The sequence below is a fragment of the Paraburkholderia aspalathi genome (assembly GCF_905220735.1).
Lineage (GTDB): Bacteria > Pseudomonadota > Gammaproteobacteria > Burkholderiales > Burkholderiaceae > Paraburkholderia > Paraburkholderia aspalathi.
On sequence record NZ_CAJNBA010000014.1, the window covers coordinates 12,957 to 32,759 of the forward strand.

15 protein-coding genes and 1 riboswitch are annotated in these 19,803 nt (G+C 62.5%); of the genes, 13 read left to right on the plus strand and 2 right to left on the minus strand.

The annotated features are described in order from the left end of the window. Window positions 1-37: 37 nt before the first annotated feature. The gene (locus KHO30_RS36990) at window positions 38-1,723 is read right to left on the minus strand and encodes an isovaleryl-CoA dehydrogenase (RefSeq protein ID WP_211703897.1); all 1,686 of its coding nucleotides are present in this window, start codon (window positions 1,721-1,723) and stop codon (window positions 38-40) included. A gap of 309 nt (window positions 1,724-2,032) precedes the next feature. Between KHO30_RS36990 and KHO30_RS36995 the strand changes: the two genes are divergently transcribed. Next, entirely contained in the window at window positions 2,033-3,682 is a 1,650-nt protein-coding gene (locus KHO30_RS36995) for a GMC family oxidoreductase (RefSeq protein ID WP_211703898.1), read from the plus strand. A gap of 172 nt (window positions 3,683-3,854) precedes the next feature. After that, window positions 3,855-5,606, plus strand: coding sequence for an OmpA family protein (locus tag KHO30_RS37000; RefSeq protein ID WP_211703899.1), 1,752 nt, complete (start codon window positions 3,855-3,857; stop codon window positions 5,604-5,606). 140 nt (window positions 5,607-5,746) lie between these two features. On the opposite strand, the gene KHO30_RS37005 is transcribed toward KHO30_RS37000, so the two are convergent. Continuing rightward, entirely contained in the window at window positions 5,747-6,724 is a 978-nt protein-coding gene (locus tag KHO30_RS37005; RefSeq protein ID WP_200653127.1) for a LysR family transcriptional regulator, read from the minus strand. A gap of 221 nt (window positions 6,725-6,945) precedes the next feature. On the opposite strand from KHO30_RS37005, the gene KHO30_RS37010 reads away from it, so the two are divergent. The 11 genes from KHO30_RS37010 (at window position 6,946) to KHO30_RS37060 (ending at window position 19,731) form a co-directional block, all read left to right on the plus strand. Then, window positions 6,946-7,743, plus strand: a complete 798-nt coding sequence (locus tag KHO30_RS37010) for a glycosyltransferase family 2 protein (RefSeq protein WP_211703900.1) — start codon at window positions 6,946-6,948, stop codon at window positions 7,741-7,743. 53 nt (window positions 7,744-7,796) lie between these two features. Beyond that, a riboswitch (S-adenosyl-L-homocysteine riboswitch) is annotated at window positions 7,797-7,931 on the plus strand. Between the two features lie 33 nt (window positions 7,932-7,964). Next, the gene (gene ahcY, locus KHO30_RS37015; RefSeq protein ID WP_211703901.1) at window positions 7,965-9,380 is read left to right on the plus strand and encodes an adenosylhomocysteinase; all 1,416 of its coding nucleotides are present in this window, start codon (window positions 7,965-7,967) and stop codon (window positions 9,378-9,380) included. A gap of 128 nt (window positions 9,381-9,508) precedes the next feature. Then, window positions 9,509-9,862, plus strand: a complete 354-nt coding sequence (locus tag KHO30_RS37020) for a phage holin family protein (RefSeq protein WP_054040830.1) — start codon at window positions 9,509-9,511, stop codon at window positions 9,860-9,862. An 11-nt stretch (window positions 9,863-9,873) separates the two neighbouring features. Next, entirely contained in the window at window positions 9,874-10,704 is an 831-nt protein-coding gene (gene metF, locus KHO30_RS37025; RefSeq protein ID WP_093640943.1) for a methylenetetrahydrofolate reductase [NAD(P)H], read from the plus strand. A gap of 318 nt (window positions 10,705-11,022) precedes the next feature. Next, window positions 11,023-12,666 carry an ABC transporter substrate-binding protein gene (locus KHO30_RS37030; RefSeq protein ID WP_211703902.1) on the plus strand — a complete coding sequence of 548 codons (1,644 nt, stop codon included), beginning with the start codon at window positions 11,023-11,025 and terminating at the stop codon, window positions 12,664-12,666. Window positions 12,667-12,868: 202 nt separating this feature from the next. Beyond that, on the plus strand, window positions 12,869-14,497 hold the full coding sequence (locus KHO30_RS37035; protein WP_093640949.1) for an ABC transporter substrate-binding protein: 1,629 nt from the start codon (window positions 12,869-12,871) through the stop codon (window positions 14,495-14,497). 132 nt (window positions 14,498-14,629) lie between these two features. Then, window positions 14,630-15,640, plus strand: coding sequence for an ABC transporter permease subunit (locus KHO30_RS37040; protein WP_093640952.1), 1,011 nt, complete (start codon window positions 14,630-14,632; stop codon window positions 15,638-15,640). A gap of 7 nt (window positions 15,641-15,647) precedes the next feature. Beyond that, window positions 15,648-16,565, plus strand: a complete 918-nt coding sequence (locus KHO30_RS37045; protein ID WP_200620603.1) for an ABC transporter permease subunit — start codon at window positions 15,648-15,650, stop codon at window positions 16,563-16,565. A 1-nt stretch (window position 16,566) separates the two neighbouring features. Further along, a complete protein-coding gene (locus tag KHO30_RS37050) occupies window positions 16,567-17,571 on the plus strand; it encodes an ABC transporter ATP-binding protein (protein WP_054040839.1) in 1,005 nt (334 codons plus the stop codon). After that, entirely contained in the window at window positions 17,568-18,587 is a 1,020-nt protein-coding gene (locus KHO30_RS37055; RefSeq protein ID WP_093640961.1) for a peptide ABC transporter ATP-binding protein, read from the plus strand. Before KHO30_RS37050 ends, KHO30_RS37055 begins: the two co-directional genes overlap by 4 nt. Next, on the plus strand, window positions 18,580-19,731 hold the full coding sequence (locus tag KHO30_RS37060; protein WP_211703903.1) for a TraB/GumN family protein: 1,152 nt from the start codon (window positions 18,580-18,582) through the stop codon (window positions 19,729-19,731). Before KHO30_RS37055 ends, KHO30_RS37060 begins: the two co-directional genes overlap by 8 nt. Window positions 19,732-19,803: the final 72 nt, after the last annotated feature.

Genomic DNA, 19,803 nt, shown 5'->3' on the forward strand with positions numbered 1-19,803 from the left:
TGCGCGTTGGGTCGCGCTTATTGGTGTGTTGTGCTGTTCAAGCGGGAAATGCCCGCTCGATGATCGCGGCGTGATCGAACGTCGCCGGCAGCGTGCCGTACACGCGGCCGCTCTCGCCGCAGCCGTCGGCGAGACGCGTTGCGATGAAGGCGTCGGCGACTTCCGGCGGCGCGTGCTTCACCAGCAAGGTGGCCTGCGCGATCAGCACGATCTGCTGCGCGATCCGTCGCGCGGAGGCTTCGCGATGTTCGGCGGGCCCGTTGAGCGTGGCGGCGAGCTTGCCGAGCGCGGCGCTCAGAGCCGGGTGCCCTTGCGCATCCGCTTGCCACGCTGCGAACAGGGCCTGCGCCGCTTCGGGCTCGCGTTCCATGGCGCGCAGCACGTCGAGGCACATCACGTTGCCCGAGCCTTCCCAGATCGAATTCACGGGCGCTTCACGATAGAAGCGCGCCATCGGACCGGTTTCGACATAACCGTTGCCGCCCCACACTTCCATCGCCTCGCCGGTGAATTCCAGCGCGCGCTTGCAGACCCAGTACTTCGCCGCCGGCGTGACGATCCGGCGCCACGCGCGCTCGGCGGGCGCGGTCGACGATGCATCCGTCGACGCTTCGAAAGCGCGTGCTAGTCGCATGAACAGCACCGTCGCGGCTTCCGATTCCAGCGCCAGGTCGGCGAGCACATTGCGCATCAGCGGCTGATCGGCCAGTTGCCGGCCGAAGGCGCTGCGATGCCGTGCATGGTGGATCGCCTGCACCAGCGCCGCACGCATCAGGGCCGCGCTGCCGATCACGCAATCGAGCCGCGTGTAGTTCGCCATTTCGATGATGGTCGGCACGCCGCGGCCTTCGTCGCCGATCATGATGCCGAACGCGTCGAAGAATTCGACTTCGCTGCTGGCGTTCGAGCGGTTGCCGAGCTTGTCTTTCAGGCGCTGGATCTGCACGGCGTTCTTACTGCCGTCCGGCGCGAAACGCGGCACGTAGAAACACGACAGGCCTTCGTGATCGTCGGTGCGGGCGAGTACCAGATGCGCGTCGCATTGCGGCGCGGAGAAAAACCATTTGTGGCCGACAAGGCGATATTCGGCGCCACGGCCGCTGCCGCGCGTGGCATAGGCACGGGTCTGGTTGCTGCGCACGTCCGAGCCGCCTTGTTTCTCGGTCATGCCCATGCCGATCATCGCCGAGGTTTTTTGCGTGAGCGGAAGGTCGCGTGGATCGTGTTCGCGGGCGTAGAGCTTGTCGCGCAGTGTCTCGAACAAAGCCGGTTCGCGTTGCAATACCGGAATGCTCGCGAAGGTCATCGTCAGCGGGCAGAGGGAGCCGGATTCGAGTTGTGCGTGCAGGAAGTAGCCGGCGCAACGCGCGACCATGGCGCCGCTCTGCGGGTCCGAAAACGGCAACGCGTGCAGGCCTTCGCGGCGCAACAGCGACAGCAGCGTGTGCCACGAAGGGTGAAACTCCAGTGCGTCGATGCGTTCGCCGCGCGGGCTGTGCGTGACAAGTTCGGGCGTGTGGCGGTTCGCCAGTTCGGCAAGCGCGAGTGTCTCCGGCGTGGTGAGCGCTGCGCCGTGCCGTAGCAGCGCCTCGCGATGCCACGCGGCGCCGTCGCGTTCGAGGGCGGCGGACAACGCCACGTCGCTCGCAAACAGGTTGTAATCCGTGAGCGGAGGCGCCTGATTTGTCACGTCGTGAGTGTGGCCGAAGCTGTGCCGTTCCATCTGCTGTCTCCGTTCGCCGGATGTCCGCCGATCGTTGATCGACGCTGTGCTGTTTTATCGTGGCGTGTCGTACCGCACGCTTTGAGGACGGCGCACCGGGCGCCGTGTTTGAATGCCCTGCGCGGCGGCCTGACGGGCGCACGCGCGCCTTTCATCATAGGGTCGCGGGAGGGCTTTCGTTTAGAGGGATCGCTCTGACACGAACCCGCCGTCGCAACCGAACGCTCCCTACAATGCCGATAAAACACACGTAGACAAGTGTGTACTAGACAGGGTCCGCGAGCAACGCGGCCCCAATTGGAGGAGCGGATGCAATACGACTACATCATCGTCGGTGCGGGCTCAGGCGGCTGCTCGCTCGCGAGCCGTCTCGCGGATAGCTGCCCGGACGCCACGATTGCCCTGATCGAAGCCGGTCCGCATACGGACCGCAATCTGTTCGTGAACATGCCGGTGGGGGTGGCGGCCGTCGTGCCGCACAAACTCAAAACCAACTACGGCTATCTGACGACGCCTCAGCCGGGGCTCGCCGGCCGCCAGGGCTATCAGCCGCGTGGGCGCGGCTTCGGCGGATCGAGCGCGATCAACGCGATGATCTACACGCGCGGCCATCCGCTCGATTACGACGAATGGGCGCAGCTCGGCTGCGAAGGCTGGTCGTGGGCCGACGTGCTGCCGTATTTTCGGCGCGCGGAGGGCAACGAGCGCGGCGCTGACGCATGGCATGGCGCGGACGGCCCGCTGACAGTGTCCGATCTGCGCTATCGCAATCCGTTTTCGAAGCGTTTCGTGCAGGCCGCGATCGAAGCCGGTTACAAATCGAACAGCGACTTCAACGGCGCGGACCAGGAAGGCATCGGCTTCTATCAGGTGACGCAGCGCGACGGACGGCGCTGCAGTGTTGCGCGCGCCTATATCTATGACCGCGCGCGCCCCAATCTGCACACGATCGCCGATGCGACGGTGCTGCGCGTGACCTTCGACGGCAAGCGCGCGAGCGGCGTCGAGATCGTGCGCGGCGGCCGTACCGAAACGCTGGAAGCGCGTGCGGAAGTGGTGCTGGCCGCGGGCGCGTTCAATTCACCGCAACTGCTGATGTGCTCGGGCATCGGGCCGGCGGCGCATCTGCAGTCGCTCGGCATCGCCGTGCTGCACGATGCACCCGAGGTCGGCCAGAACCTGATCGACCACGTCGACTTCACGATCAACAAACGGGTGTCGTCGATCGAGCCGACCGGCTTTTCGATTCGCGGCATTGCGCGGATGCTGCCGCAGTTCGTGACCTTCATGCGGCATGGGAAGGGCATGCTGTCGAGCAATGTCGCGGAAGCGGGCGGCTTTCTGAAGAGCCGGCCGACTCTCGATCGCCCGGACCTGCAACTGCATTTCTGCGCGGCGATTGTCGATGACCACAACCGCCACATGCACTGGGGCCACGGTTATTCGCTGCACGTGTGCGTGCTGCGACCGCATAGCCGCGGCACGGTGACGCTCGCGAGCGCCGACGCGCGTACCGCGCCGGTGATCGATCCGCGTTTTTTCAGCGACTCGCGCGATCTCGACCTGCTGGTGGAAGGCGCTCAGATGGCGCGGCGCATTCTCGACGCGCCGTCGCTCGCGCTGCATGGCGGCAAGGAGCTGTACACGCATGTCGGTCAGACCGAGGAGGAATTGCGCCGGACCATCGCCGAGCATGCCGACACGATCTACCACCCGGTGGCAACGTGCCGGATGGGTGGCGACGCGCAATCGGTGGTCGATCCGCAATTGCGCGTGCGCGGCGTGACGGGGCTGCGGATCGTCGATGCCTCCGTGATGCCGACGCTGATCGGCGGCAACACGAATTCGCCCACGGTGATGATCGGTGAGCGCGCGGCCGAACTGATCGCGGCGAGCCGGCGTGAAGGGCAAACGGCGCCGGCGATGAAGTCGACCGGCGTCACCGGCGTGGCGGCTTGATCGGACATCAACTTTCTTAATCTTGGTCGCAAATATAAGAATATTTTGGCGAACGTCGGCTAATTCGTCATAAATTGTGCCGCTTCGTTTATGAGATTTCCACAAACCTATAATCGCGCCGCGAAAAAGGACGCGTCAGGTGATGCGTTCGGGAAATCAAGGAAGCGAAGCGATGAGTATCAATGTGATTCAGCTGATTCAGTCCGCGTTGACGGACGGTGTCGTGCGACAGATGGCGGCCCGCTTCGGGCTGCCGCCGGACGCGACCCAGAAGGTGCTTGCAACAACCGGCCCGGCGCTGGTGGCCGGTCTGATGCAGAAGGGCGCGACGCTCGATGGCGCGCGTTCGCTGTTCGCAACGATTCTCTTGCCTGAGGTGAACGGCCACATCGCCGAGCAGTTGCCGCAACTGCTCGGTACCACTACCGGCGTGAGCCAGCTGGAAGGCGTGGGGCGGCAATTGCTCGAGCGCGCATTCGATCGCCGCGTCGACACGCTCAGCGACGAGGTGGCCACCCAAACCGGCGTCCCGGCGCATGCAACGCACGCCATGACGGGCATCGTCGGCGCTACGTTGCTGGGTTTGCTGAAGCGGCATTTTCTCGAAGGTCAGGGCAATGTCGGCCAGTTGCCGACGCTGCTCGGCCATCAACTGCCGGCCATTGCGCCGTACCTGAACGATCGTCTGATGGCCGGCCTTGGGCTGAGCGGACTCGGCGCGTTCACCGGCAATATTCTGTCGCAGCTGAAAGCGGTCTCGGCGCACATCGATCATCCGACGCCTGCTGCCAAACCCGTGGCCGAAGCCATGTCGAGCATCCGCGTGCCGGCCGACGCGGTGGTGCGCGAAGAACGCCGTCCGCGCAAGTGGGTGTGGTGGCTGCTCGCGGCGATTGCCGCGGTGCTGGCTTTCCTGTTCCTGCGTGGTTGCCATGGCGAGAAACGAGGCGAACAAAGCGGTGAGCGCAGTAGTGCGGAAGCCGCGGCAACCGTGCAGCCCGCTTCCGCACTGGCTGGGGCTTCGGCCGCCGCGCCCGCGGCCGCTGATGTCGCTGCTTCGACGCCTGCCGCCAGTGCCGTCGCAGCAAGCGCCGCCAGCGACACGCAGCAACCTGCCGCCGCGCCCGCGCCGACCAAAGACAGCCAACTCAGCTTCACAGTCGACCCCGCCGGCAAGCCGACGCTCACCGCCACGGTTGGCAGCGAAGCCGAAAAGACCCAACTAATCGACGCGCTGACAAAGCACTTCGGCGCTGACCGTTTCGTCGCGAACGTCACCGTCGATCAGGACACCAAGCAAGCCGACTGGCTCGTTCATCTGGACGGCCTGCTGCCGCTGATGGCATTGCCGGGCGCCGAGGTGAAAGTGGGTGGCGTGCACATCGAACTGAGCGGCAGCGCGGCAAACGCGAAGCTCGGCTGGCTCGACAAACTCAAATCTCTGTTCGGCGCCTCGTATCAGATCGGTTCGTTCAACGTCGAACAGGCGGTCGCCAACGCAACGGAAAACTTCCGCAGCGCGATCAAGGGCCTCCTCGCGCCGGATAGTTCGTGCGTGACAGCAGACGTGGTCAAGGTGCTGAACCTGCAGGTGATCAACTTCGCAAGCGCCGGTGCTCGCGTGCCGGCCTCGGCGCTGGAAGATCTGAATCAGTCGGCGCAAGTGTTGAATGCCTGCGCGCGCGACGGCAAGACGGCCAAGCTCGAAGTAGCCGGCTATTCGGACAATGTCGGCGGTGCACAAGGCAATCTGCAACTGTCGAAGAAGCGCGCCGAAGCGGTTCGCGCGTATCTCGTGAAGACGGGTGTGCCGGCGGATTCGCTGGTCGCGCAAGGTTATGGCGATGCCAATCCGGTCGCGAGCAACGACACGGCGAGCGGCCGTTTTGCCAATCGCCGCATCGAGTTTGTCGCGCAGCAGTAATGATGGGGCTTAGTGAACCTTGGAGATAACCCGCTGAGATGCACCCTCGACAGGCTTCTGAGGTGGACTTTTGAGCCAAGCCGTCAAGGTCGGCTTAGCTAGGAAGGCATGCCGCCCGGTTCACACCGGGCCGCATGTCGTCACTTAGCCGGTCGCGTTTCCGACGGTGGTGTCTGAATGGGCGCAGTGATGCCGGACACGCCGATGCCCGGCCCCAGCATGAAATCGTCACCGGCCTGGCCCGGCAGCGTCTCGCGCGCCACCTCCAGCCACGCGCGCGCCGCGTGTGACAGGTAGCCATTGCGGCGCCAGCCGATTGCCATTTCCCACGGAATCTCCGGTTCCACCACGGGTCGGCAGGTGAACTGCGCCGCGTCGAGCCGCCGGCAGTACGGCGCCGGCAACAGCGCGATACCGACACCGGCCAGCACCAGCGCGGCCATGAAATCCCAGTGGCCGCTGCGCCCGACGATGGTCGGCGCAAAGCCGGCGGTGCGGCACGCGTTCAGCACGACGTCGTTGAGCGCGAGGCTCTCGCCGTAAAACACGAATGGCTCGTTGGCGAGCTCGACGAGCGGCACTTCGTGCAGATCGTCCCAGCGCGAGCCGGTGCGGGCGACCAGCCACAGCAATTGCCGGGTCATCGGCAGCACCTCGATGTTTTCCGGGTCGACCGGCTGTAACACGCCGCCTAATTCCAGCTCGCCGTGGATCAGTGCGGTCTCGATCGCGCGCGAACCCTGCTCGAACAGCTTCAGCTCGATTTTTGGGTAGCGCTGGCGGAAGGCGGCGATGGCCGGCGTGAACAGCGAGCCGCCCATCGGCGGAATGCCGATGGTCAGCTCGCCGCGGCCGAGCGTGTCGAGGTCATTCAACTCGGCCTGCAACTGCGCGTGCGCGGCCAGCACATCCTGACCGCGCTGATAGACGATCCGGCCGGCGTCGGTCAGCACCATCTGGCGCCCGTCGCGTAGCAGCAGCGGCGAGCCGATTTCGTCTTCCAGCGACTTGACCATCTTGCTGATGGTCGGCTGCGTGACGAACATCTGCTCGGCGGCGACGGTGAAGCTCTGTTGACGGACCACTTCGACGAAGTACCGCAGCGCGCGTAGTTCCACGATCTCAGGCTCCAGAATTCCAATTTGGAATGACCCGAGCGATTGTAAGTCATCGTATTTATGTTGAGGGGCAGGCGAATGGCGTTTCGTGTCGACGCCGTTTGCGCGCAGTGCGTTGGTCGGCACGGCCGCGCACGCCGCTTTTCCAGGATGGACCCGACGGGAAGCGGGCTACCATCGACGGTTCTCTACCGTTTGGCCCGCAGCGCCCGTTTCAATTCATGACGTCCATTTCGATCATCATTCCCTGCTACAACGGCGCGGCGACGCTCGGCCGTGCGCTCCAAAGTTGCCTGATTCAGCCGGAACCCGCGCAGATCATTGTGGTGGACGACGGCTCGACCGATGCATCCGCCGACGTGGTCGCTCATTACGGGCGTCTCGACGCACGTGTGTGCTTGCTGCAGATGCCGTACAACGGCGGCCCGGCTCGGGCGCGCAACTGGGGCGCGATGCATGCGGCTCACTCTCTGCTCGCTTTCCTCGACGCCGACGACGAATACCTGCCCGGCGCGCTGGCCGCCGCGAGCGCGTTTCTTACGCAGAACCCGAATGAAGTGTCCGTGCGACTCGACGTCGAGTACACGGATTTTCCGGCTGAGCTCACCGGGCATGGTGACTTCGCCCAGCACGCCGCGACGCTTAGCAATACGGTACCGAGCAGCCTGATCATCCGCCGCGCGGTGTATGCCGCGCTTGGCGGATTTCCGATGGACGACGCGTTCCGCCGCATCGGTGGCGAAGACGGCGCGTTTTCATGGGCTCTGCGCGACATTTTCGGCAACAGGCGCCTGGATGACGCGAAACGCGTGCGTATGCATTACCACGCGGGCATTCACGCCGAACGCTATTTCCGTATCGTTCTTGGTTTGCAGACACCGGATCCCGCCGACGTGGCCGACGCGTTCCGTTTTTCGAGGCAGTTTCTCGAAACCGCCCGCGCGGGCATCGAGCAGTTGCGCACGGCCAGCGTCGCTACCGTGCCAGCCGCCTCTGCCCTCCCGAATCACGCCGCGTAATCACCCACCCGGCACCACCCCGAAGCCATCTCGATTTGCTACAATCGCCGTTCGTCTTCGAGGAGCGTTGCGACGGGTACCGCGAATCAGCATATTCGCTGGCCGCCCGCCAGGCTCGGAGGCTTCAATCGGAGGGCCAGGATGCGCATTGCGCTCCCATCCACCGCATCGAACCGCGCTCACGTCAAATTTCTAGTCAATTTTTTAGAAAGGAGGGCGTGATGAACGCCGCAGTTCTCGATTCAAAGCAAGATTTCCTCGTCGCCGATATGTCGCTTGCAGCCTGGGGCCGCAAGGAACTGAATATCGCTGAAACCGAAATGCCCGGCCTCATGCAGACGCGCGAGGAATACAAGAGCTCGCAGCCGCTGAAGGGCGCGCGTATCGCGGGTTCGCTGCACATGACGATTCAAACCGGCGTGCTGATCGAAACCCTGACGGCACTCGGCGCGGACGTGCGCTGGGCATCGTGCAACATCTTCTCGACGCAGGATCATGCAGCCGCCGCGATTGCGCAAGGCGGCGTGCCGGTGTTCGCGTTCAAGGGCGAGTCGCTCGACGAATACTGGGAATTCTCGCACCGCATTTTCGAATGGCCGAATGGCGAATTCGCCAACATGATCCTCGACGACGGCGGCGACGCCACGTTGCTGCTGATCCTCGGCTCGAAGGCTGAGAAAGACCGTTCGGTGATCTCGAAGCCGGAAAACGAAGAAGAAGTCGCGCTGTACAAGTCGATCGCCAAGCATCTCGACGCCGATCCGGTGTGGTACTCCACGCGTCTCGTGCACATCAAGGGCGTGACCGAAGAAACCACGACCGGCGTGCACCGTCTGTATCAGATGGAAAAGGAAGGGCGCCTGCCGTTCCCGGCCATCAACGTGAACGATTCGGTCACGAAGTCGAAATTCGACAACCTGTATGGCTGCCGCGAGTCGCTGGTCGACGGTATCAAGCGCGCAACCGACGTGATGATCGCGGGCAAGATCGCGGTCGTGGCGGGTTATGGCGACGTGGGCAAGGGCTGCGCGCAATCGCTGCGCGGTCTCGGCGCGACGGTGTGGGTCACGGAAATCGATCCGATCTGCGCGTTGCAGGCAGCGATGGAAGGCTATCGCGTCGTGACGATGGAATACGCGGCGGACAAGGCCGACATCTTCGTGACGGCAACGGGCAATTTCCACGTGATCGGCCACGATCATATGGCTGCCATGCGCAACAACGCGATTGTCTGCAACATCGGTCACTTCGATTCGGAAATCGACGTTGCCTCGACGCGCAAGTACCAGTGGGAAAACATCAAGCCGCAAGTCGACCACATCATTTTCCCGGACGGCAAGCGCGTCATCCTGCTGGCTGAAGGGCGTCTGGTGAATCTGGGTTGCGCAACGGGCCATCCGTCGTTCGTGATGTCGGCATCGTTTACGAACCAGACGATCGCGCAGATCGAACTGTTCGTGCACGGCGACAAGTATGAAAACAAGGTCTACGTGTTGCCGAAGCACCTTGATGAAAAGGTGGCGCGTCTGCATCTGGGCCGTATCGGCGCGGAACTGACGGTGCTGTCGGACTATCAGGCTAGCTATATCAGCGTCGACAAGAACGGTCCGTTCAAGCCGAACCACTACCGCTACTAAGTAGCATCAAGCGCGCGGGCGGTTTTAAAGCATGACAGTTTGACGACGAGGCGGCGCGTAAGGCGCCGCTTTGTTCGCCATGCTCGCCCGTTTCCGTTCAAACGGACACCCTGCCAAAGGAGCTCTACATGACCGTGCTGCTGACCTGGCTGATCAACGCGCTTGCGCTCCTGATCATCACCTACCTCGTACCGTCGATTCATATCCGTAGTTTCGGCACCGCCTTGATCGTCGCGGTGGTGCTCGGATTGATCAATACGATCCTGCGTCCGGTGCTGATCCTGTTGACGCTGCCCGTCACGATCGTCACGCTCGGACTCTTCATTCTGGTGGTCAATGCGCTGTGCTTCTGGCTGTGCGCGTCGCTGCTGAAGGGATTCGAGGTGTCGGGTTTCTGGTCGGCCTTCTTCGGCTCGATTCTGTACAGCATCGTTTCCTGGCTGCTGTCCGCGCTTATTTTCGGCAACCGCAGTCTCGGTTGATCTACTGAATCATGAACCCGATCGAACTTTCATTCGAATTCTTCCCGCCGAAAACGCAGGAAGGCGTCGACAAGCTGCGCGCCACCCGCGGGCAGCTTGCGTCGCTCAAGCCCAAGTTCGTGTCTGTCACGTTCGGCGCCGGCGGCTCGACGCAACAGGGCACGCTCGACACCGTCGTCGAAATGGCGAAGGAAGGGCTCGAAGCGGCGCCCCACGTCTCCTGCATCGGCTCCTCGAAAGAGAGCCTGCGCGCGATCCTCAACGAGTACCGCGCGCATGGCATCCGCCATATCGTCGCGCTGCGCGGCGATCTGCCGTCCGGCATGGGCGAAGTCGGCGAACTGCGTTACGCGTCGGAACTGGTGAGCTTTATCCGCGCCGAATTCGGCGACTGGTTCTGGATCGAGGTGGCCGGCTATCCGGAGTACCACCCGCAGTCGCGCTCGCCGCGTCACGATCTGGAAAACTTCGCCCACAAGGTGAAGGCCGGCGCCAATTCGGCGATCACGCAGTACTTCTTCAACGCGGATGCGTACTTCCGCTTCGTCGACGACGCGCGGAAGCTCGGCGTCGACGTGCCGATCGTGCCGGGCATCATGCCGATCACGAACTTCTCGCAGCTGATGCGTTTCTCCGAGATGTGCGGTGCGGAAGTGCCGCGTTGGGTCGCGCGCCGTCTGGAAAGCTTCGGCGATGACCGCGAGTCGATTCGCGCCTTTGGGCTGGACGTGGTGACCGACCTGTGCGGGCGTCTCATCGAGGCGAAGGTGCCGGGCCTGCACTTCTACACGCTCAATGGCGCCGCGGCGACCAAGGCGATCTGCGAACGGCTGGGCGCTTAAACTTTAGGCGCCGTTGTCCAGAAACCGCGCGGCTTACCTGCCGCGCGTTTTTTTTATGTGGGTGAAATCCGACGCGGCCGCGCCTCGCGCCTGAAATGTGCCCGCGCATTCTGTGCCTTACGTTGCACCGGCGTGCAGTGCAGTGCAGCGCCAGCGGCGCGGGCAATCCGAGCTCCGCGTCAGGCATCACATCCTGCTGCGACGCAACAAACATGCCCATTGGGGCGTTTCTTGCGAAGCGTAAGCCCGCATTGAACCCGATTTTTGCACTGTCTATGATCGAAGCGCAGCTGACTTGGCTGCTGTGCGGAGAACGTGATGACAGTATCCCGATTGCTGTTTGCAGTTCGCCATACCTGTTTGCCAGTCTTGAGCGCCTGTGCGGTGCTGGCTGCCGGCCTCGCGCCCGCCGTAGCCGACGCGGCCACGCTGCCCGACAAAACCCTCGTGTTTTGCTCCGAAGGCAGTCCGGCGGGTTTCGACACCGCCCAGTTCACCACCAGCGTGGAATTCACCGCCGGCTCGTACACGGTCTATAACCGGCTGATCGAGTTCGCGCACGGCAGTACCGATATCGAGCCTGGCCTTGCCGAGAAATGGGACGTATCGCAGGACGGCCTGACCTACACTTTCCACCTGCGGCACGGCGTGAAGTTCCAGACCACCTCGTTCTTCAAGCCCACTCGCGAATTCAACGCTGACGACGTCGTCTTTACTTATCAGCGGATGCTCGATCCGGAACAGCCGTTCCGCAAAGCCTACGCAGTGCCGTTTCCGTATTTCACCGACCTTGGCCTCGCGAAAAACATCACCAAGGTTGAGAAGCTCGATCCGTATACGGTGCGTTTCACGCTGAAGGAAGTCGATGCGCCGTTTTTGCAGCAGATCGCAATGCCGTTTGCGTCGATTTTGTCGGCTGAATACGCCGATCAGTTACTGAAAGCAGGTAAAGCGTCCGATATGAATCTATATCCGGTCGGTACCGGTCCATTCATTTTCCGCAGCTATACGAAGGACGATTCAATTCGGTTTGACGGCAATCCCGATTACTGGAAACCGGGCGTCGTCCGAATCAGCAAGCTGATATTCGCGATTACCGTCGACCCGGCCGTACGGTTGCAAAAATTGAAGCGCGGTGAGTGCCAGGTGATGTCGTATCCGCGCCCCGGCGATATTCCAGCGGTTAAAGCCGATGCATCGCTCGCTATTCCGAGTCAGGTCGGTTTCAATCTCGGCTATATCGCGTACAACAACACCAAGAAGCCGCTCGACAATCTGATGGTGCGCCGCGCGCTTGATATGTCGATCAACAAGAAAGCGATTATCGAATCGGTGTATCAGGGCGCCGGCCAGGCGGCGACCAATCCGATGCCGCCGACGCAATGGGGTTACGACAAGAATCTGAAGGACGCCCCGTACGACGTCGACAAAGCGAAAGCGCTCCTCAAGGAGGCGGGCTACCCCGACGGCTTCGATCTGACGCTGTGGGCCATGCCGGTTCAGCGGCCTTACAACCCGAACGCGCGTCTGATGGCGGAAATGCTGCAGGCGGATTGGGCGAAGATCGGCGTCAAGGTGAAGATCGCTACTTACGAATGGGGTGAATATATTCGCCGCGGTCATTCGGGCGAGCATGAGGCAATGCTGATCGGCTGGACCGGCGACTATGGCGATCCGGATAACTGGCTGGGCGTATTGCTCGGCTGCGACGCGGTGAACGGCAGTAATTTTTCCAAATGGTGCTACAAGCCTTACGACGATCTGATCCGGAAGGGTCGCGGCACGACCGATCTTGCCGAGCGCACCAAGGCTTATACGGAAGCCCAGGAAATCTTCAAGGAGCAGGTGCCGTTCACGCCAATCGCCCATTCCACGGTGTATCAGCCCATCAGCAAGAACGTCACGGGCTTCAAGATCGACCCGTTCGGCCCGACGCAATTCTTGAACGTCGGCCTGAAGTAAGAGCAGGCGGGTGGTTTTCCGGTCGAACCCGCCTCGCCTCGCAACTGCCGTACGCTCCGGCCAGCGCCGGCGTACGGCCGCCCACATGCCCTAACTGTTTCCGATCGTCAACAGGGGTATTTTCCTCCGCTTGTTGCTGTGAGCCAAGCTCAAGTAAGATCGCGCTACGCCGGCGGAAGCCGGCCCCGAACCTGGAGGAAACATGAAGCAAAACAACCTGTTGCGCGCCGCGCGTGTTACGACGCTCGTCGCAGCTGCAGCGGCATCGATGCTGGGCGCTACGAGCGCGCATGCCGAGATTCCGAACAAAACACTCGTCTACTGCTCAGAAGGCAGCCCTGCGGGTTTCGATCCGGCCCAGTACACCACGGGCACCGATTTCACGGCTAACACGTTCACCGTCTACAACCGCCTCGTCGAATTCGAGCGCGGCGGCACCAAGGTCGAGCCGGGCCTCGCCGAAAAATGGGAAGTCTCCGCGGACGGCAAGACGTACACGTTCCACCTGCGTCATGGCGTGAAGTTCCAGACCACGTCGTTCTTCAAGCCAACGCGCGAATTCAATGCGGACGACGTCGTGTTCACGTTCCAGCGCATGCTGGATCCGAACTCGGCCTTCCACAAAGCTTACCCGGTGCAGTTCCCGTACTTCACCGACATGGGCCTCGACAAGCTGATCACCAGCGTCGAAAAGGTCGATCCGTACACGGTCAAGTTCACGCTGAAGGAAGTCAACGCGCCGTTCATTCAGAATCTGGCGATGGAATACGCGTCGATTCTGTCGGGTGAATACGGCGACCAGTTGATGAAGGCCGGCAAGGCCGCCGACATCAACCAGTACCCGGTCGGCACGGGTCCGTTCATCTTCCGCAGCTACACGAAAGACGCGACGATCCGCTTCGACGGCAATCCGGATTACTGGAAGCCGAACGCGGTGAAGATCTCGAAGCTGATCTTCTCGATCACGCCGGACGCCGGCGTGCGCGTGCAAAAGATCAAGCGCGACGAATGCCAGGTGATGAGCTATCCGCGTCCGGCCGACATCGCACCGCTGAAGGCTGAAGCGAATATCGACATGCCGTCGCAACCGGGCTTCAACTTGGGCTATCTCGCGTACAACGTGACGCACAAGCCGGTCGACAAGCTCGAGGTGCGTCAGGCGCTCGACATGGCGATCAACAAGAAGGCGATCATCGAGTCGGTGTATCAAGGCGCAGGCCAGTCCGCGACGAACCCGATGCCTCCGACCCAATGGTCGTACGACAAGAACCTGAAGGGCGCATCCTTCGATTCGGACAAGGCCAAGGCGCTGCTGGCCAAGGCCGGTTATCCGAACGGTTTCGACATCACGCTGTGGGCGATGCCGGTGCAACGCGCTTATAACCCGAACGCCCGCCTGATGGCGGAAATGATCCAGGCCGACTGGGCCAAGATCGGCGTGAAGGCGAAGATTGTCACGTACGAATGGGGCGAGTACATCAAGCGCGCGCACGCAGGTGAAGACGACACGATGCTGATCGGCTGGACCGGCGACAACGGCGATCCGGACAACTGGCTCGGCACGCTGCTCGGCTGCGAAGCGGTGAACGGCAACAACTTCTCGAAGTGGTGCTATAAGCCGTTCGACGATCTGATCCAGAAGGGGCGCGTCACGTCCGATCAGGGCGCACGTACGACGGCTTACATGCAGGCGCAGCAGATCTTCGCGCAGCAACTGCCGTTCTCGCCGATCGCTCACTCGACCGTGTACCAGCCTGTCAGCAAGAAGGTGGTCGATATGCGTATCGAACCGCTGGGTTATGCGCGTTTCGACGGCGTCAGCGTCAAGTAACAGTCATACAGTCAAGCTTACGCAGTAGCTTTTCGCACGGTTAGAAAACTGGTCGAAATGGTCCGGCGACCGGGGTCACAAGCCCTCGTCGCCGGTTGCGTTTTTTCTTCATCAAGACCATAGGGACGAACCATGTTCCGCTTTGTTTTGCGCCGCATCGGCATGGTGATACCGACGTTCATCGGCATCACGATCCTCGCGTTTGCGCTGATTCACCTGATACCGGGCGACCCCATCGAAGTGATGATGGGCGAGCGCGGCGTCGATCCCGCCATGCACGCCGCCGCGATGCACCGCCTCGGGCTCGACGAGTCCTTGCCGATGCAATACGTTCATTACATCGGTCGCGCCATGCACGGCGACCTCGGCACCTCGATCATCACCAATACCAGCGTGATGGGCGAATTCCTCGCACGTTTTCCCGCTACCGTCGAACTGTCGATCTGCGCAATGCTGTTCGCGTTGATCGTCGGCTTGCCCTCGGGCGTGTTCGCGGCGCTCAGGCGCGGCACGGTGGTCGATCACGGCGTGATGGGCACGGCGCTCACGGGCTACTCGATGCCGATCTTCTGGTGGGGCTTGATCCTCATCATGTTTTTTTCCGTCGACCTGGGCTGGACGCCGGTGTCGGGCCGCATTGCCGTCGAATACGACATTCCGCACGTGACCGGCTTCATGCTGATCGACGCGTTGATGTCCACCGACGAAGGCGCGTTCAAATCCGCGGTCAGTCATCTGATTTTGCCGGCTATTGTGCTCGGCACGATTCCGCTGGCGGTCGTCGCGCGCATGACGCGTTCGTCGATGCTCGAAGTCCTGCGCGAAGATTACATTCGCACTGCGCGTGCGAAGGGTTTGTCGCCGGGCCGCGTGATCGTCGTGCATGCATTGCGTAATGCGCTGATTCCGGTCGTGACCGTGATCGGCTTGCAGGTCGGCACCTTGCTCGCAGGCGCCGTGCTGACGGAGACGCTGTTTTCGTGGCCAGGTATCGGCAAGTGGCTGATCGACGCGATCGGCCGGCGCGACTATCCAGTGGTGCAGGGCGGTATCCTGATGATCGCTACGCTGGTGATCGTTGTGAACCTCGTCGTCGATCTATTGTACGGCGTGCTGAATCCGCGCATTCGCCATACGAGGTAACCTGACCATGGCAGACATTCAAAATACAGTCCCCACAGCAGTAACGCCGCCCAGCGGCCGCGCCATCGCCGCCCGCGAATTCTGGGCGAATTTCTCGCGTAACCGTGGTGCGGTCGCTGCCGGCATCATCGTGCTGGTGTTGATCTTCATCGCGATCTTCGCGCCCTTGATCGCGCCGCATAGCCCGATCGAGCAGTATCGCGACTCCGTGAAGATCCCGCCCGCCTGGCTCGACGGCGGTAACTGGAAGTTCGTTCTCGGCACCGACGAAGCAGGCCGCGATATCCTCTCGCGTCTGATGTACGGCGCGCGGCTGTCGTTCTGGATCGGCTTCGTCTCGGTGGTGCTCGCGCTGATTCCGGGCATCGTGCTTGGCTTGATCGCGGCGTTCTTCGAGAAATGGGCCGATACGCCGATCATGCGCATCATGGACGTGCTGCTCGCGTTGCCCTCGCTGCTGCTGGCAGTCGCGGTGGTCGCAATCATCGGCCCGGGTCTCGTCAACACGATGCTGGCGATTGCGATCGTCGCGCTGCCGGGTTATGTGCGTTTGACGCGAGCGTCGGCGCAAGGCGAATTGCAGAAGGAATATGTGACGGCTTCGCGCGTCGCCGGCGCGGGCACGCTGCGTCTGATGTTCTCGCAAGTGCTGCCGAACTGCACCGCACCGTTGATCGTGCAGGCTACGCTGGGTTTTTCGTCGGCGATTCTCGATGCTGCCGCGCTCGGCTTCCTCGGTCTCGGCGTGCAACCGCCGTCGGCGGAGTGGGGCGCGATGCTGGCCTCGGCGCGCGACTATATCGACAGCGCCTGGTGGATCGTCACGATGCCGGGTCTTTCCATCCTGATCTCGGTGCTCGCGATCAATCTGCTCGGCGACGGGCTGCGCGACGCACTCGATCCCAAACTGAAACGGATGGCATGACATGAGCAACTTATTGACCATCCGCAATCTGGCGGTGAATTTCAACGGACTGCCCGCAGTCGATCGGATCAATCTCGATGTCGCGCCCGGCGAAGTGGTCGGCGTAGTCGGCGAATCGGGTTCGGGCAAGAGCGTGACGATGATGGCGCTGATGGGCCTGATCGACGCGCCCGGCAAAGTCACCGCTGATGAAATCACCTTCAACGGCAAGGATCTGCTGAAGGCGTCGGCCAAAGAGCGCCGCAAGATCATCGGCAAAGACATCGCGATGGTGTTTCAGGACGCGCTCACCAGTCTGAATCCGAGCTACACGGTCGGCTATCAGATCAAGGAAGTGCTGAAGCTGCACGAAGGCCTGCGCGGCAGTGCGTTGGACAAACGCGCGCTGGAGTTGCTCGACCAGGTCGGTATTCCTGACCCGAAAGGCCGCATCGGTTCATTTCCGCATCAGATGTCGGGCGGCATGAACCAGCGCGTGATGATCGCGATGGCGATTGCCTGCAACCCGAAGCTGCTGATCGCCGACGAACCGACCACCGCGCTCGACGTGACGATCCAGGCGCAGATCATGGAACTGCTGATCAAGCTGCAGAAGGAACGCGGCATGGCGCTCGTGCTGATCTCGCACGATCTGGCGGTGGTGTCCGAGGTCGCGCAGCGAGTCGCGGTCATGTACGCTGGCGAAGTGATCGAAACGAACCGCGTGCCGGACATCTTCGCGGCGCCGCATCATCCGTACACGGAAGCGCTGCTGGCGGCGATTCCGGAACACAATGTCGGCGCGGTGCGGCTCGCCGCACTGCCGGGCATGGTGCCGGGGCGTGATGATCGTCCGAAAGGGTGTCTCTTCGCACCGCGCTGCAAGTACGTGGTCGACGACTGCATGAAGGCGCGACCGGCATTGACACCGATGCAAGGTCACGCAGAAGTGGCGCGCGTGCGCTGCATCAAACCCCTGAACCTGAGCGGCGACGCCAACGTTCACACCCATGGAGGCGCACGATGAACGCAGTACTCGAACCGCGGCGCCAGTCGGACCATGCGGGCGATCACGTCCTGGTTGCCGACAAACTGGCGCGCTACTACTCGGTGAAGCGCAGCATGTTCAGCCAGGGCACGGTCAAGGCTTTGAACGGCGTGTCGTTTGCGCTCGAACGCGGCAAGACTCTGGCGGTGGTGGGTGAATCCGGTTGCGGAAAATCCACCCTCGCACGTCAACTGACCATGATCGAAAAGCCCAGCGCGGGCCGTCTGTTGATCGACGGTGAAGACGTAGCGGGCGCCGATCATGCGAAGATCGCAGCGTTGCGGCGGCGCGTGCAAATGGTGTTCCAGAATCCGTTTGCCTCGCTGAATCCGCGCAAGACAGTCGAGCAGACGCTTAGCGAACCGCTCGCGATCAACACGCAACTGAGCACGACCGAACGCGCCGAACGGATCGCGCAGATGATGCGCACGGTCGGCCTGCGTCCGGAGCATGCCAAGCGTTATCCGCACATGTTCTCGGGCGGTCAGCGGCAGCGTGTGGCGATTGCGCGCGCGATGATCCTCGATCCGCAAATCGTGGTCGCCGATGAACCGGTGTCCGCGCTCGACGTGTCGATCCAGGCGCAGATTCTCAATCTGTTCATGGATCTGCAGGAGCAGTTCAAGACCAGCTACGTGTTCATCTCGCACAATCTTTCGGTGGTGGAACATATCGCCGACGATGTGATGGTGATGTACTTCGGTGGCGTGGCGGAGCTTGGCGACAAGAAGCGGATTTTCTCGAATCCGCGACATCCGTACACGCGTGCGTTGATGTCGGCCACGCCTTCGATCTTCGAAGCGGATCGCACGATCAAGATCAAGCTGCAAGGCGAAATGCCGTCGCCGCTGAATCCGCCGTCGGGCTGCACGTTCCATCAGCGCTGCCCGTACGCGATCGACCGTTGCCGCAGCGAAGAACCGAAGTTGCGTGAAGTGGATGGCCGTCAGGTGTCGTGTCACCGTGCCGAGGAGGTGGGGGACATGGATGCCTGATGCAGTGGCGGCGCGTCGTCTTGCGCGCCGCTCGCGTGATGGTGGCCGCCACACTGCTTTCGCGCGGCGCTGGGGAGCGTTTGCACTGACCGGTGCCACGCTCCTCGGCGTATGTTCTGCTTTTCACCTGAGCGCAGGGCCGATCGGCCTCGCGCATGCTGCTGGCGCGGCCGCCAATGCGCCCGCTCAGGCGGGGCGGCCGGCGGTGCCGGTGCCCAGTCTGCCGGCGCCGCCACGCAGCACCTTGCCCGGCTTCAATCCGCCGCCCGCTACGCCTGGTACCACGGCGAGCGGTCCGGTACGCGCGCAGCCGGCGCGCATGCCGTTCTATGTCGCGACGCGCGGCACCACGACCATTTACGTGCTTGGCACGTTGCATGTCGGCGACCCGGCCGACTATCCGCCCGGGCAACCGTTCCGCGCGCCGATCCTCGGCGCCCTGGCGGCCTCGCCGACGCTGGCGCTCGAACTTTCACCCGACGAACTGCTGGTCTCGCAAGACGATGTGTCGAAGTACGGCGTATGCCGGCGCGACTGTTTGCCAGGTCTGTTGCCGGAGCCTTTGTGGCGCAAACTGGCCTTGCGCCTGCGCGGCAATCCCGCGGCGCAGGATGAAATCAAGAAGATGCGGCCGTGGCTCGCGTCACTGGTGGTCGAAACCTACGATTCGTTGAGTGCCGGCTTGCAGACTGAGTACGGCACGGAAGCGCAATTGCAGAACGTCTATATCAGGACGCGCGGCAAGATCGTCGGGCTCGAGACGTTGCCACAGCAAATGCGTGCGTTCACCGGACTCACGCTTGCGCAGCAACGCGAAATGCTCGCCCAGGACCTGGTGCAGACGCCCGCGGAAAACGTCGACGATGTGAAGACGTTGCATCGTCTGTGGCGCGTGGGCGATGCCGATGCGATTGCGGCGTGGCAAGCCGCGAAGTCCGAAAAGCTGGCGCACGACAAGCGGATTTCCGATTCGATCGACAACCGGATCGTGTACGAGCGCAACCGGCGCTTCGTATCGCGGATGCTGCTGGTCGCCGGGCCGAACAAGCCGGTGTTCGTGGCGATCGGCGCGTTGCATCTGGGTGGCCGCAAGGGCGTGCTGCAGCTTTTGCGGCAGCACGGGTTCGTGGTGGATGCGGGGTGAGACCCACCTCAGCCTTACGCTGCGAAATCTGCGGCGTGGTTGGTCACAGTCCTAACCGGGGTAGGCCGTTCG

Excerpts from the sequence above, each read along its gene's own strand:
- KHO30_RS37060 (WP_211703903.1), top strand. The coding sequence starts at position 18,580 with ATGCCTGATGCAGTGGCGGCGCGTCGTCTTGCGCGCCGCTCGCGTGAT.
- KHO30_RS36990 (WP_211703897.1), bottom strand. The coding sequence starts at position 1,723 with ATGGAACGGCACAGCTTCGGCCACACTCACGACGTGACAAATCAGGCG.
- metF (WP_093640943.1), top strand. The coding sequence starts at position 9,874 with ATGAACCCGATCGAACTTTCATTCGAATTCTTCCCGCCGAAAACGCAG.
- KHO30_RS37055 (WP_093640961.1), top strand. The coding sequence starts at position 17,568 with ATGAACGCAGTACTCGAACCGCGGCGCCAGTCGGACCATGCGGGCGAT.
- ahcY (WP_211703901.1), top strand. The coding sequence starts at position 7,965 with ATGAACGCCGCAGTTCTCGATTCAAAGCAAGATTTCCTCGTCGCCGAT.
- KHO30_RS36995 (WP_211703898.1), top strand. The coding sequence starts at position 2,033 with ATGCAATACGACTACATCATCGTCGGTGCGGGCTCAGGCGGCTGCTCG.
- KHO30_RS37000 (WP_211703899.1), top strand. The coding sequence starts at position 3,855 with ATGAGTATCAATGTGATTCAGCTGATTCAGTCCGCGTTGACGGACGGT.
- KHO30_RS37035 (WP_093640949.1), top strand. The coding sequence starts at position 12,869 with ATGAAGCAAAACAACCTGTTGCGCGCCGCGCGTGTTACGACGCTCGTC.
- KHO30_RS37030 (WP_211703902.1), top strand. The coding sequence starts at position 11,023 with ATGACAGTATCCCGATTGCTGTTTGCAGTTCGCCATACCTGTTTGCCA.
- KHO30_RS37010 (WP_211703900.1), top strand. The coding sequence starts at position 6,946 with ATGACGTCCATTTCGATCATCATTCCCTGCTACAACGGCGCGGCGACG.
- KHO30_RS37050 (WP_054040839.1), top strand. The coding sequence starts at position 16,567 with ATGAGCAACTTATTGACCATCCGCAATCTGGCGGTGAATTTCAACGGA.
- KHO30_RS37040 (WP_093640952.1), top strand. The coding sequence starts at position 14,630 with ATGTTCCGCTTTGTTTTGCGCCGCATCGGCATGGTGATACCGACGTTC.
- KHO30_RS37045 (WP_200620603.1), top strand. The coding sequence starts at position 15,648 with ATGGCAGACATTCAAAATACAGTCCCCACAGCAGTAACGCCGCCCAGC.
- KHO30_RS37020 (WP_054040830.1), top strand. The coding sequence starts at position 9,509 with ATGACCGTGCTGCTGACCTGGCTGATCAACGCGCTTGCGCTCCTGATC.